Consider the following 13,467-nt stretch of genomic DNA (forward strand, 5'->3'; position numbering starts at 1 on the left):
GCTAGCGTACAGATGACTATCACTGGCACAGACTAAACTAAACCAACGTTTGATTAGATCAATTTGATCCACTCACCTAATGCCTTAACAAGTAAAAACTGGAGATTTCATCATGAAACATCTTAGCAAGTATGCTGCAGCGATCTTTTTCGCCTTCTCTATGCTGTTATTAGCAGGTTGTGCCGCACCGGAAAAGCAGCAAACGGTAGGCGCCTATATCGATGATACGACGATTACCACCCGTGTTAAGGCGACCATACTCGAAGATCCGGAGCTTAGGGTCAACGAAATTAATGTTGAAACCTTCGACGGCGTGGTGCAACTGAGCGGTTTTGTCAGTTCACAAACAGAAATTAACAGGGCGGTTCGGGTTACCCGGAATGTTGAAGGGGTAAAATCGGTCAAAAACGATATGCAAGTCAAGTAAACAACTGTTAAGGTCTCCTGCCGGGGACCTTAATGATCACCGGCATTAAACAGTCGTATTATGTCGATCTTTTCTGGAGTATTCTAGATAACGCGGATCACGCTTGGTTGTATAATCTTATCCGCCTCAATTAGCGGGGAACAGTATGAATGCAACACCTGACACAGTGGATGATCCTAAACAGAATCGCATTCTGGCAACCCTGGATGATGCTGACTACTCCCGTCTACTCCATGACCTTGAGCGGGTACCCCTGAAGGTGGGTCAGGTGCTGTTTAAGGCGGGTGAAAAGCTGGAGTATGTCTATTTTCTAACCTCCGGGATCGTAGCCAGAGTATTCACCACCAAAGATGGCTCATCAGCCGGGCTGGCAATGACAGGCAAAGATGGCTTCGTCGGTATTCCGCTGGTACTGGGTGGGATACACTCCAGCTACGAAGCCGTTGTACAAAGCAAGGGCTTCGCCTACCGCCTGCCAGCCGCCAGTTTTACCTGGGAGCTGGAACAGAGCGAAAACCTGTTGCAACTGTCGCTGGCTTATGTGCAAGCACTCATGACCCAAATTGCGCAGAGCGTCGTCTGCAACCGCCACCATCACGCCGATCAACAGCTGTGTCGTTGGCTGCTGCTGAGTCTGGATCTTCTGGGTGGCAATCAGATCGATATGACCCAGGAAGTTATCGCTGACATGCTCGGTGTACGCCGTGAATGTGTGACCGCTGCCGCTGGCAAACTTCAGGATGCAGGTCTTATCCACTATAGCCGTGGGCGTATTATCATTGTCGACAGAGCCGGAATCCAACAGCGCGCCTGCGAATGCTACAACGTAGTCAAGTCAGAGTATGATCGGCTGTTCGGCCTCAAGCCAGTCTCACCCTCCAAGGGAAAACCTCGCCACAATCCCGCTACGCTGCGCCAGCGTGCCGAAAAACGCTTAGAGCAAATGCCTTCTCCCCCCGAACACTAGTTGGGACAGCTCGCGGATGATACAGGAACTGCAGATACATCAAATTGAGCTGGAGATGAACAACGAAGAACTCAAACAGGCCTACGAAGAAGCCGATGCACTGCGCGCCCACTATGTTGATATATACGATTTTGCTCCAGCACCCTATCTCACCCTGAACTCGATAGGTTCAATTCTGGAGATGAATCTGGCTGCGGCTATTCTGATCAAAATCAAGCGCTCGAATAAGGACCGCCACCGTTTTCAATCCTTGCTCTCTGATTTATCCCTACCAATCTTTCAGCGCTTTTTAGATGATATACTTGAAGGTAAGCTATTAAACACCTGTGAGGTCGCTCTTAAAACCACTCCAGAACAGCCCGAAACGCGGATTAAGCTAGAGGGCGTACCTAATGAAGAGGGGCAAGAGTGTCGCATTAACATGAGCAAAGTATGAATGAATGTGAAACTGATCGGCTCCCTGAAAACGAAATCAACAACCCGCATGTAGCAGCACCCTCTCAGCCCTCCTTTCCCGTGGTCGGCATCGGCGCCTCGGCCGGTGGGCTGGAAGCCCTGGAGCTATTTCTCAGCGCCGTGCCGACGAACAGTGGCATGGCTACGTGATCGTGCAACACCTTGATCCCACACACAAGGGCATGATGCCGGAACTGCTTCAGCGGGCTACCAGCTTACCCGTTATTCAGGTCACAGATCACCTCAAGGTGCTTCCAGATCACGTCTATGTACTGCCGCCCAACCACGATATATCCATTAAGGCGGGTGCCCTCTATCTATCCACACCGGCAGCACCTCGCGGACAGCGCCTGCCCATTAACTTTTTTCTGAGCTCTCTGGCACTGGATTACCAGCAACAGGCGGTCGCTGTGCTGCTGTCGGGCATGGGCTCAGATGGTACCGCAGGTCTGGCTGCCATTAAGAAGCATGCAGGCTGGTATTGGTACAAGACCCAACCACCGCCGCCTTCCCGTCGATGCCACAAAGTGCAATCGATGCGGGTCTGGTAGATATCATCGCACCGGCTGCCGGGCTTCCAAAGCGCATCATCGCACGTTTACAGCATGGGTTAAGTACCGATAAATCCAAGGATAGCCAGGATGATTTGGCCAAAAGTGGACTGGACAGGGTGTTGTCCCTGATACAGGCACACAACGGTCAGGATTTTTCGCCCTATAAGAAAAGCACACTTTACCGGCGCATCGAACGACGTATGGGCGTCCACCAACTTGGACACATTAGCGACTATGTACTGCTGTTACAGGAAAATGCTCAGGAGCTGGACCTGCTGTTCAAGGAGCTGTTGATCGGCGTCACCAGCTTTTTCCGCGATCCTGCGGCTTGGGACAGCCTGCGCGATATAGCTTTTCCAGCACTTTTCCAACGCCATTCAACCGGCCGTGCTTTGCGCGCCTGGGTGCCAGCCTGTTCGACCGGCGAAGAAGCCTATTCCATTGCGATTTGCTTTAAAGAGGCGCTGGAGATACATCAGCCCAGCGGTCGTTACTCCTTGCATATTTTTGCCACAGATCTGTCTCAGGACGCCATAGATCTGGCGCGTGTAGGCCACTACCCCAAAGATATCGATGGCAAGGTATCGGCTGAGCGGCTGGAACGTTATTTTATAGCCACGGATGATGGCTATCAGATCTCCAAAGACGTGCGTGAAATGGTGATCTTTGCACCGCAAAACATGGCTCAGGACCCGCCCTTTACCAAGCTGGATCTGTTGTCCTGCCGTAATGTTTTGATTTATTTTGGGCCCGAACTGCAGCTAAAATTACTGACGTTATTTCATTACAGCCTGACACCCGGAGGGGTGCTGTTCCTGGGCAACTCCGAAACCGTCGGTTCCACCACCCAGGGGTTCGAAGCACTGGATTCAAAAACACGGATCTATCGTCGTCTGGATACGTCAGCACAGATGCTTTCGGTTGACTTCCCGACACGCCTGAGTAGCTTGTCGGATGACAGTGACACCGCGACTCTGCCAGCCGCCAAAAATCTACAGCTTCTCGCAGACCAGCTGTTACTGCGCGAGTTTGCCCCTGCCGCCGTTCTGGTGACGGCAAGCGGAGATATTATCTATATCTGCGGGCGCACCGGGCGCTATTTAGAGCCTGCCGCGGGTAAGGCTAACTGGAATATCTACGCCATGGCGCGTAATGGCCTGCGCCATGCCCTCGCAAGCGCCCTGCAGCAAGTTGTTCGTGATAGAGGACGTGTCGAGTGCCACGACCTTTCCCTGGAGGATGACGGCAAAACCTATCAACTGGACCTCACGCTGAAATATGTTGAAGATCCGGAGCCACTGCATGGCACTGTGATGATTGTGTTCAAAGAGCTCCGGTCAAAACCGCCAGCCAAACGTCAAACCAGGAAAAAAGCACAATCGCCGCTGGAAGCCCAGCTTGAACAGTCGCTAGAGCAGGCACAGGAAGAAGTTAAGTGCCTGCGTGAGCAGATGCAAACCTCTGGAGAGGAGCTCAAGTCGGCCAATGAAGAGCTGCAATCTACCAATGAAGAGCTGCAATCAACCAACGAAGAGCTGACCACCTCGAAAGAAGAGATGCAGTCACTCAACGAAGAGTTGCAAACCGTTAATGCCGAACTGCAATCCAGAGTGGACGACTTGTCACGCGTCAGTGACGATATGCAGAACCTGCTCAACAGCACCGAGGTTGCCACCATTTTTCTGGATAATCGTTTACATATCCGGCGTTTTACGGAACAAGCGGCACGTGTCATTAAACTTATTTCGGCCGATGTCGGGCGGCCACTGTCAGATCTGGCAAGCGATCTGGCCTACCCGGATCTGGCCCAGGATGCAGAGGAAGTGCTGCGCACCCTGATCTTCTCCGAAAAACAGGTCACGGCGAGTGACGAGCGCTGGTTCACTGTGCGCATCATGCCCTACCGGACCATGCAAAACCTGATCAACGGCGTCGTGATTACCTTTATCGATATCACCCTGGCGAAAAAGCTGGAAGCCGAATTGCGTGAGACGGTGGAACGGATAGAAAACCAGCCGTGAGTCGCTATGCAACAACGGCTGGAGAGTCAGGTTTTCGCGTTAAAAAAACTGATCTGGTTGCGCCCGGCACGCTTGTGTTCAGTGATGTCCTGCAGGGTTCAGCAGCAATATCTCCAACTCGTCAATCGGCAAGGGTCGACTGATCAGATAGCCCTGATAGGCATAACAGCCATGTTTTTCGAGAAAATGGCGTTGCGCTTCGGTTTCAACGCCTTCAGCAATCACGTCCATGGACAGCCCGCGTCCCATACCAATGATGGTGTGGGCAATAGTTTCGTCATTCTGGTTTCCTGGCAGGTTGCACACAAAAGAGCGGTCGATCTTGAATTGATCGAGCGGTAGCTGCGCCAGATAGGCGAGCGACGAGTAGCCGGTGCCAAAATCGTCCATGGCAAAGCTCACCCCAAGTCGTTTGATCGCGGTCATTGTCTCAATGGTGTTGGCAACATCTTTCAGCATCATGCTTTCCGTTAACTCCAACTTCAAACGTGCTGGATTGGCACCGCTGACTGCCAACACCTGCTGTACCTGAGCGACAAAGTCTGCCTGGCGGAATTGCCGGGCACTGACATTCACAGCGATTTGCAATTCGCAGGTTCGAACATCGTCACCCCAGACCGCAAGCTGGGCACAGGCCGTTTCCAACACCCACAAGCCAATAGGAAAGATCAGGCCGGTTTCTTCTGCCAACGGAATGAAATCATCCGGTGGCACCAGTCCGTGCTGCGCATGCTGCCAACGCAGCAAAGCCTCAACGCCGATAGGGCAGCCATTGCTATTGACTTGTAACTGGTAGTAAAGCCGCAATTGCTGGCGCTGTAGCGCCTTTCTCAACTCGATTTCAAGGGCACTGCGCTGCTCCAGCTCAGCCTGCATGGCCGGATCGAAAAAGCGCACCAGGTTGCGCCCGGCATTTTTTGCCTGATACAGCGCCAGATCAGCGTGCTTGAAAAGGTCTTCGACTGTATCGCCGCTATTGAACAGACTGACGCCGATACTAATCTTGCACTGGTATTCGTTGCCCTTGAGCGTGAACGGCTGTTCGAAGGCATTGCGCAATTTTTCGCCCAGGCGACCCGCCAGGGCAATGGCCTCATGTGTGCTTGCACCCAGATTCTCCATTAGCACGACAAATTCGTCACCGCCTTGTCGTGAAACTGTATCACCATCGCGTACCATCGCGCTTAAGCGCTGCGCGACTTCAATCAGCAACTGATCACCCGTATCGTGACCACGCGTATCGTTGAGCGTCTTGAAGTGATCAATGTCGATGAAAAACAAAGCACCGAAGAGACCGCTACGTACCGTGGCGGTTACGGCCTGACCGATACGATCTTGTAGCAGCCGACGGTTGGGTAAACTGGTAAGCACATCGTAGTAGGCCAGTCGATGGATTTCAGCTTCAACCTCTTTGTTCTCGGTAATGTCGGAAAAATTACCAACGTAATGAGTGACACCTCGCTCAGGTGACACGACTGCGGTGATGCTTAGCATTTCGGCATAAATCTGGCCGCACTTGCGTCGGTTCCAGATTTCGCCTTGCCAGTGTCCATCGTCATTGAGTTTCTGCCACATACGCTGGTAAAACAGCAGGGAGTGGCGCCCCGAGTGCAACAGGGACATTGTCTTACCAATTGCTTCAGCAGGCATGTAGCCAGTTAAACGGGTGAAGGCCAGGTTCACCCGCATAATGATGCCCTTAGTGTCAGTGATTACCATGCCGTTCTGGGTCGAAAATGCGACGGCGGCAATACGCAGTTCATCCTCGGTACGCATGCGCTCGGTGATGTCGCTGAACACCATTCGGAAAACCGGAACGCCGTCATCTGCCTGAGTGAAGATTTCCGTCATATGTACCCAGAAGAACGAACCATCCGGCTTGACCAGCCGCAGGTTACATTCCTGTGCTTCGCACGTTGCTAGGAGCTGATTATGCTTCAGGTAATAGATATCCTGATCTTCTCTAAAGATGAAGCGGGTGAGCGGCTGCTTGACCAGCATGTTGCGGGCCGTGCCCAGTAGCGTAGCGGCGGTGAGGTTGGCCTCCACAACCAGCCCCAGCTCAGACAGAATGCAATAGCCACCGGTGCTTGGTCATAGAGGTCGAAATAGCGCGCCCGAACAGCTTCAATCACCTCATGGGCCGTGCGAAGCTCCTCGTTCTGCATCTCCAGTTCAATCTGGTGTACCCGAAGCTCATGCAGCATCTGCTGAATTTTTTCAGGGGTTTGTGCGAACAGCTCGGACGACTCCATGAACGAAGCTTGCTTTTCAGCCCGTTTACGCAGGGCCACGGCCTCGATGTGAGGCTGAGTGAAATTTTGCAGTTTGTTACTCAAGGATTTATCCACCCGTCGTTATGCTTTGCTGAAGGGGGATTCCGAACCATGTAGCCTGGTGACGATATCCAAGGGGATGGGGTGTATTGCAGTAGGCACGCCTGGTTAAGCACAAAGTCGAGCCGGTGCCAGCCAGCAGAGTATTTTTATCCTTGTTGGCACATGACAGCTCGGAGAATTTGGTCAAACAGCCCGGCCGATCGCTAGCTGCACGACAAAGATATCTCCAGAGCACTCTGGCAGCTTAGCTGTTTTTATTTTTCCTGAACAGATTCTAGCCTGTTTGCGCAGGTCTTTTCTTTTCATTATGAGATGACCCTTGTACAGTAAAATGCAATGTCAATATACCACACATGGCTATACTAGTCACAAATGACAAAATAAGTTCGCAATTACTGGATAACATCTGCACCCAGGAAACCAGCGATCAAGTCGTCCCTTGTGCTCTGCTGACGGCACTCGGCTTCATTCGGCGAGATGGTGATCTTTGCAGCGCAAAACATGGCTCAGGACCGGCCCTTCACCAAGTTAGATCTTTTGTCCTGCCGTAAGGAACTGGGAACTAAATAGTTACGTTTTTGCGTTAAAAAAACTGATCTGGTTGCGCCCGGCGCGCTTGGCCTGATAGAGCGCCTGATCAGCCTGCTTGAGCAAGTCGTCAACGTGCGAAGTCGGTCCAAACATACGTATGCCAATGCTAACAGAGCACTGTAACTCTACACCTTCCGGATCAAAGCTGAGTGCAATGGCACGCTTGAGTTTTTCTCCAACCTCTTGAGCAAACTGCGCCGCTCCGGCCTCGGACATAGCCAACCTTTCCAGAATCATCACAAATTCGTCTCCACCAATACGTGCCACTGTATCGCCTTCCCGCAGACTCGTACGCAAGCGGTGTGCTACCTCAATCAGCATGTGATCGCCAGCGTCATGGCCATGGGTATCGTTGAGTAGCTTGAAACCATCCAGATCAAGATACAGCAGGGCACCGTAGCGGTTACTGCGCTTACTTGCCGTCACGGCTTGTTCCAATCGGTCGTGAAATAGTCGACGATTCGGCAGCTGTGTAAGTGAATCAAAATAAGCCAGCTGTTCCATTCTTGCAGCAATGGCAAGCCGCTCAGTGATGTCGAACAAGGCAATACGCATACTGGAAAAAGCGCCAGGGCGCGCCGTGACCATACAGTGTAGCTCAGCCGAAAACAGCGCCCGACCATTACCTCTGAGCAAGAGCTCAAACTCTGGTAAGTGCATACCCGGTAGCTGCCAACCGGCATTCACATGCCGTACCCAACGTGCAAGATCATCCGGAACAAGGAATTCTGCGAAGCCGTGTCCAACCAGATCTTTTTGATCTCCTGCCAATAACGCCGTAGCGGCCAGATTAGCCTCACTAATTTTTCCATCAGCAGATAGCGTGATATAAGGTATAGGAGCAAAATCGAACAGATCCGCATAGCGATCACGGGTCACTTCAAGTTCCGTCTGCGCCTTACGCAGCATTTCATTTTGCATTTCCAATTCTACCTGGTGAACTTGAAGCTCGTGTAATAAGGATCTGTCAGGCTGATGCACGAGCGCATGATTTAATACCGACATACAATGCGCCCGAGGTTCAACCGCAACCCGGCCTTGTGATTTACGGTTAGATCTTTTCACCATTGACACAGCACCCGTTAATACATTTGTTTCAAAGGTTTTGATTTTAGGTGCAGAGACCGGGCATGTCCGTTACCTAACAAACATACACAGCGCCCGTATAACCAACCAAAATCACGCATTTTAAGACCGGCTGATCTACGTGCGTTAGCGAACCGACGCCCCCTACCCACCGCGTACTTTAGATGTTCATCCTGAATTACAGCTGTATTGGTGATTCAGACTTCTTCCCAGCAATGATGCCGATAAGAAGCGCTGTGATGAAGCGGTTAAACAGACAGTTTTGTCTGACTAAACACCCGAAATGAAGGTATTCATATGAAAAAGCTAAATTCATTTTTATTCTATGCATTAGTCACTCCTGCTATTACATTTGGTGCAGGTTCTGTGCTGGCCCAACAAACCACTACACAGGATGGTGCTAACCAGAAGAGCTCAGAGCTTAACCAGGATGGTCAGAAATCCTCACTCAGTGACCAAAACTCACAGGGTCAGGACTCTGGCAGAGTCGCTCTTTGACAACAACCGGACGCAATACGACTGACATGCCGAATCGCGGCTATCTGGAATCAGCTCCGGTTAATGGAACCCAGGCCAGTGACCTGATTGGTGCCAATGTTCGCACCGATGCAGATGATGATATCGGTTCGGTAAGCGAACTGATTATTGACGAAAGTGGCCAGGTCGTGGCTATATTGGTCGGCGTTGGTGGTTTCCTGGGCATGGGTGAAAAAGACGTAGCCATTGGCTGGGATCACATCACCCTATCAGGCACAGCTGACGACAAGGATCTTGTTGTTGACGTGACCAGTGATCAGTTGCGTTCTGCGCCTAGTTTCGCTAAACGCTAGTCGATACCAGTAACAAACTCTTACTGTTAGTGAAATGAGAAACGGCAGGGGCGAAAGCCCCTGCCGTTTTTCTATGCCACCGGCAGATACCCTTTATCAGGTATGCCAGCAATCGCGAGCTACAGGATCAGCGCGATCAGAATGATGATAGGAATCGGAATCCCGAGAAACCACAGTAGTATTGATCGCATAATTTTCTCCTTTCAATTAATCCTTTAAATTAACAAAATGTGATTCAGGCATCGCGCTGACGACCACCAAATACCGCCATCAGACTGGCTGCAAATGCACCCACCAGCAGCGTTACAAACATCCAAAGCGCCCCGTAAGCTGATGCTTTACGCGCATCATCTGTAGCCGAACCCTCAATGACTCCATCCGCCATTCCAAGGACGGATCCCAGCACTGACGTCAGCACCATGACCGTCAACAGTGAGGCGACAGCCCAGGTTAGAAAGCCGTGGGCCGTATCGCGAAAATACACTTCATCGGTGTGTACCGCTGCCCACCGGGTTCGCAAACGTCCAGCCAAATAGCCACCCATTCCGGATGCGGCAAGTTGCGTAAAGCTCAGCCACATAATCGCCGCAAACCCTATCCTGGTGGTACTGGAGCTATCCATGGCCCAAGGGGATACAGTGGAAAACCCCAACCCGGCACCGAGAATCAGCAATAATAGCGACAGGGCCGCTGCACCTGTCGCTCCAGCAAAAATCGCCGCCCAGGAGACAGCTTTGTCCCCTACCTGCGCGTCATTGACGCTGGCGGCAGCGCTGTGCATTCCCAAGGCTTTCGATCCTGTGTTAATGTCTGACATAACACTCTCCTTCTCCATAATGATGCCTCCACAAGGAGGCCATCAATGCTATGATTGCAGCATGTCATCGCGCTGGTTTTCCGCCCGTGCGGCACCAATGGCACTTTCAACCGTCTTGACCTCCTCAGGCGGTGGCAGAACGGCTGGTAAACCCAGCGACTCGATCCACAATTCACGCGTAAATCCTTTGGTGTGGTAGAGGTGATGATCCTCTTGCTGACCAACCGCTTCGAACGCAGTTTTAAGAGCCGCCGTTTCTTCACCCTCGCCATGCTCTGCCAGATGCCCGATCAACTCCCAGTTCATATGGTCCTTGGTTTCTGCAAGGACTACGCACTCACCCGCTACCAGTTGAGCGTCTGCTGGGCTACCTTTCGCCTTGGCCATATTCATCGCAGCAACCAGAGATTCTCCGATATGTGCCACGACTTCGCGCCCCGGAGTGATGGTGTTTGGATCGAGATCCAGTGTTTCAAATACCTTCATCAGCAGTTGCTCGTGATTGAGTGTGTGCTCAAGGTATTCCTGCCATTCACCTTTCAGGTCCTCATTCTGGGCGCAGGACAGTGCGGCCTCGTATATTTTTATACCCCCGCGTTCCGTTTCGAGAGCCTGATATAGCAACTCGTGCAGTTGCTTCTTGATATAGGGTTTCTTTTTCATGGGTTACTCTTTAATGCTTCTGGACACGCCGCCAAGAGACGGGATGTCACATTGGGTTAGGTTACCCAATCGGCCACATACTGACCGACTGGTTTTCAAATAGTAGGAAGCCAGGCACTGCTGAGTCGGTGTGTTAGCGCACGGTAACCGCTGAATAGTCACCGTATGCTGGTTCCACTGACGCATGCGGCGTCATATCATCTGGAGGAAAAAATTATGGGCATTGTTATATGGCTCGTTATGGGCGGCCTGGTCGGCTGGATCGCAAGCATGATCATGGGCACTAACGCCCAGCAGGGCATCATCCTCAACGTTGTAGTCGGTATCGTCGGTGCACTGATTGGCGGATGGCTGATCGGACCCATGCTTGGCGCAGGCTCCATCAACGAGGGCATCACCATCATGAGCTTCATCGTATCGCTGATTGGCGCGATCATACTGCTCGCCCTGGTCAATCTGTTTCAGCGCAGAACTAAACACTGAACCCTGTTGCCCGCTGCCTGGCAGCGGGCAAGCTGACTCAGGAGGTTAGTGTTTCACTCTCGCGATCTGGATGACGATGAGCAGCGATTGCATCCATGAATGCAGGTATTATTTCAGCTACATGGGTACTCTCTGCCAGCAAGATACCTGCATCTTTAGTCCGGCTGGGTTTAATGCCAGCCATTTCCAGCAGTTCCTGCCCGGCACCCAAAGCAAGCAGGGTTTTGCCGTGTTTACATACATTTTTAATAAACTCCTGCGCATCCGCGTTGCCTGCAAGTAACTGAACAGCGTCACGACCATCAGGCAGCACCAGTGCATCGAACAGGACACCCGGAGCATTCTCCAGCGACTTACCCGCTTCAATTTTCTCGCCACTGGCAGCTACAAACATCCCCACATGTGGCCCACGAAATGCACCACAGCACCGGCATCGGTCAAAGCACTCTCAAGACTGACGAGTGCCGCATACTGGACGCCCTTCTCGACTAACACAGCAATCTGGCGCGTACGGATACCACCGTCGCCCGGCAGTGCCATCAATGACAAGGCTGGTGAGATAGTGATCTCAGGTGGCTGTGAATCGGTGATAGCCTTCGGCATAGCTTCCGGCACGTCCATTCCCAAACCGGCAGCGACCTTTGCAGCCAATTGTGCAGAAACATTCACCAACGAGGACAGCATCCGCTCACGTATGGCGCGCACTTCGACCTTGCTCAGTTCGAAACGGAAGGCCGCTACAATATGTTCTTGCTCGATAGCCGTCTGACTGTCGAAGAACAACCTGGCTTGCGCATAGTGCTCAAGAAATTTTTCCGGTTTTCCACGGACTTTGTCTACAGTAATCACCTCAGGAAATGACTCAAATCCGGTGGCTCCAATTAAAAGAGGACAACCACCGGCCAATGAATTGGGTTCATAGGCAACCCGTCCTGGGTCTACTGCTTGACGGTGCATGCCATCGCGCTGGTTATTCTGTAGCGGTGCAAGCGGTGCATTGACTGGAATTTCATGAAAATTGGGTCCGCCTAGCCGGGTGATCTGCGTATCCACATAGGAATGGATTCGACCAGCAAGCAATGGATCGTTAGAAAAATCGATACCCGGAATGATGTGCGCTGTACAGAAGGCGACTTGCTCTGTTTCGGCAAAAAAGTTATCCGGGTTGCGGTTAAGTACCATGCGTCCAACGGGTAGCAGTGGCACCAACTCTTCCGGTATCAGCTTGGTCGCATCAAGCACATCGAAACTAAACGCGTCGGCTTGTTCCTCCGTGAATATCTGCAGCCCCAGCTCCCATTCCGGGAATTCACCCGACTCGATGGCTTCCCACAAGTCACGCCGATGAAAATCCGGATCAGCACCTGCCACTTTCACCGCTTCATCCCAGACCAGTGAATGGGTTCCCAGCAGCGGCTTCCAGTGGAACTTGCAGAATACCGATTCGCCCTGCGCGTTAACCAGGCGAAAGGTATGCACGCCAAAGCCCTGCATCATCCGATAGCTGCGGGGAATACCGCGATCAGACATTACCCACATCAGCATATGGGTGGATTCTGGCATCAGCGAAACAAAATCCCAGAAGGTATCATGCGCGGACCCAGCTTGAGGCATGCGTGATGCGGTTCCGGCTTGAGGGCATGGACCAGATCGGGAAATTTCATCGCATCCTGAATGAAAAATACCGGTATGTTATTGCCGACCAGGTCCCAGTTACCTTCGTCGCTATAGAACTTTACAGCGAAGCCACGGGCGTCGCGTGCTGTGTCTTTCGAACCACGTTCACCAGCCACAGTGGAAAAGCGTGCAAATACAGGGGTGATTTTCCCCTTCTCAGCAAACGGTGCCGCCCGGGTGTACTGAGTAAACCCATCATAGGCCTCAAAGTATCCGTGTGCAGCGGAACCGCGCGCATGAACGATTCGTTCGGGAATACGTTCATGATCGAAATGGGTGATTTTTTCCCGCAGAATGAAATCTTCGAGTAACGAAGGGCCACGCAATCCGGCTTTCAGACTATTCTGATTATCTTCAATGCGGACACCTTGATTGGTGGTCAAGGTCGTAGCGTTAGCATCAGCACTGATGCCTGCTCGTGGCGACTGAGCTGGTTTTTTGTTCCTGGCCATGATGTTCTCCGTGAGGTGTATAAGGGGATAACCTGTATCGATTTTCATGTGGCTGCCGGGATCTGTCTGTTTGCTGGCGAACACTTGCACCTGACGGCTGGTTT

At 52.0% G+C, this 13,467-nt stretch carries 16 protein-coding genes; 8 read left to right on the top strand and 8 right to left on the bottom strand.

What is annotated here, in order from left to right; genetic code table 11:
- Positions 1-112 precede the first annotated feature (112 nt).
- The 6 genes from LH51_RS00195 (at position 113) to LH51_RS23810 (ending at position 4,425) form a co-directional block, all read left to right on the top strand.
- A complete protein-coding gene (locus tag LH51_RS00195) occupies positions 113-427 on the top strand; it encodes a BON domain-containing protein (protein WP_036518615.1) in 315 nt (104 codons plus the stop codon).
- Between the two features lie 145 nt (positions 428-572).
- Positions 573-1,394: a Crp/Fnr family transcriptional regulator gene (locus LH51_RS00200; RefSeq protein WP_081960583.1), complete on the top strand. Its 822-nt coding sequence runs from the start codon at positions 573-575 to the stop codon at positions 1,392-1,394.
- 16 nt (positions 1,395-1,410) lie between these two features.
- Positions 1,411-1,830 carry a hypothetical protein gene (locus tag LH51_RS00205; RefSeq protein ID WP_036518617.1) on the top strand — a complete coding sequence of 140 codons (420 nt, stop codon included), beginning with the start codon at positions 1,411-1,413 and terminating at the stop codon, positions 1,828-1,830.
- Positions 1,827-2,000 (top strand): hypothetical protein, encoded by a 174-nt coding sequence (locus LH51_RS21000; RefSeq protein ID WP_200881805.1) that lies wholly within the window; start codon positions 1,827-1,829, stop codon positions 1,998-2,000. The genes LH51_RS00205 and LH51_RS21000 overlap by 4 nt, the downstream gene beginning before the upstream one ends.
- A gap of 2 nt (positions 2,001-2,002) precedes the next feature.
- Positions 2,003-2,401: a chemotaxis protein CheB gene (locus LH51_RS23805; protein WP_052063297.1), complete on the top strand. Its 399-nt coding sequence runs from the start codon at positions 2,003-2,005 to the stop codon at positions 2,399-2,401.
- A complete protein-coding gene (locus LH51_RS23810; RefSeq protein ID WP_200881806.1) occupies positions 2,332-4,425 on the top strand; it encodes a CheR family methyltransferase in 2,094 nt (697 codons plus the stop codon). Before LH51_RS23805 ends, LH51_RS23810 begins: the two co-directional genes overlap by 70 nt.
- A 78-nt stretch (positions 4,426-4,503) precedes the next feature.
- On the opposite strand, the gene LH51_RS00215 is transcribed toward LH51_RS23810, so the two are convergent.
- From LH51_RS00215 to LH51_RS00225, 3 genes are all read right to left on the bottom strand, one after another.
- Complete coding sequence (locus LH51_RS00215) at positions 4,504-6,474, bottom strand: sensor domain-containing protein (protein WP_052063299.1); 1,971 nt, start codon at positions 6,472-6,474, stop codon at positions 4,504-4,506.
- A complete protein-coding gene (locus LH51_RS20715) occupies positions 6,363-6,764 on the bottom strand; it encodes a hypothetical protein (protein ID WP_160173657.1) in 402 nt (133 codons plus the stop codon). The genes LH51_RS00215 and LH51_RS20715 overlap by 112 nt, the downstream gene beginning before the upstream one ends.
- Positions 6,765-7,334: 570 nt before the next feature.
- A complete protein-coding gene (locus LH51_RS00225; protein WP_052063300.1) occupies positions 7,335-8,276 on the bottom strand; it encodes a GGDEF domain-containing protein in 942 nt (313 codons plus the stop codon).
- Between the two features lie 659 nt (positions 8,277-8,935).
- Here LH51_RS00225 and LH51_RS21010 point away from each other — a divergent pair.
- Complete coding sequence (locus LH51_RS21010) at positions 8,936-9,271, top strand: PRC-barrel domain-containing protein (protein ID WP_200881807.1); 336 nt, start codon at positions 8,936-8,938, stop codon at positions 9,269-9,271.
- A gap of 235 nt (positions 9,272-9,506) precedes the next feature.
- On the opposite strand, the gene LH51_RS00240 is transcribed toward LH51_RS21010, so the two are convergent.
- Positions 9,507-10,088, bottom strand: a complete 582-nt coding sequence (locus tag LH51_RS00240) for a hypothetical protein (protein WP_036518622.1) — start codon at positions 10,086-10,088, stop codon at positions 9,507-9,509.
- Positions 10,089-10,136: 48 nt separating this feature from the next.
- Entirely contained in the window at positions 10,137-10,751 is a 615-nt protein-coding gene (locus LH51_RS00245) for a hypothetical protein (protein WP_036518624.1), read from the bottom strand.
- A gap of 165 nt (positions 10,752-10,916) precedes the next feature.
- Here LH51_RS00245 and LH51_RS00250 point away from each other — a divergent pair, with 165 nt between their 5' ends.
- Positions 10,917-11,234 (top strand): GlsB/YeaQ/YmgE family stress response membrane protein, encoded by a 318-nt coding sequence (locus LH51_RS00250; RefSeq protein ID WP_235263344.1) that lies wholly within the window; start codon positions 10,917-10,919, stop codon positions 11,232-11,234.
- 37 nt (positions 11,235-11,271) lie between these two features.
- Here the strand turns inward: LH51_RS00250 and LH51_RS21015 are convergent, their stop codons facing one another.
- The 3 genes from LH51_RS21015 to LH51_RS21795 are packed head-to-tail and all read right to left on the bottom strand — an operon-like array spanning position 11,272 to position 13,411.
- Positions 11,272-11,628 (bottom strand): DJ-1/PfpI family protein, encoded by a 357-nt coding sequence (locus tag LH51_RS21015; protein ID WP_200881808.1) that lies wholly within the window; start codon positions 11,626-11,628, stop codon positions 11,272-11,274.
- The gene (locus LH51_RS00255; protein WP_235263345.1) at positions 11,619-12,848 is read right to left on the bottom strand and encodes a catalase; all 1,230 of its coding nucleotides are present in this window, start codon (positions 12,846-12,848) and stop codon (positions 11,619-11,621) included. Before LH51_RS00255 ends, LH51_RS21015 begins: the two co-directional genes overlap by 10 nt.
- On the bottom strand, positions 12,797-13,411 hold the full coding sequence (locus LH51_RS21795; protein WP_235263347.1) for a catalase: 615 nt from the start codon (positions 13,409-13,411) through the stop codon (positions 12,797-12,799). Before LH51_RS21795 ends, LH51_RS00255 begins: the two co-directional genes overlap by 52 nt.
- Positions 13,412-13,467 lie beyond the last annotated feature (56 nt).

Origin of the sequence: Nitrincola sp. A-D6, from assembly GCF_000764495.1 — a bacterium.
Lineage (GTDB): Bacteria > Pseudomonadota > Gammaproteobacteria > Pseudomonadales > Balneatricaceae > Nitrincola.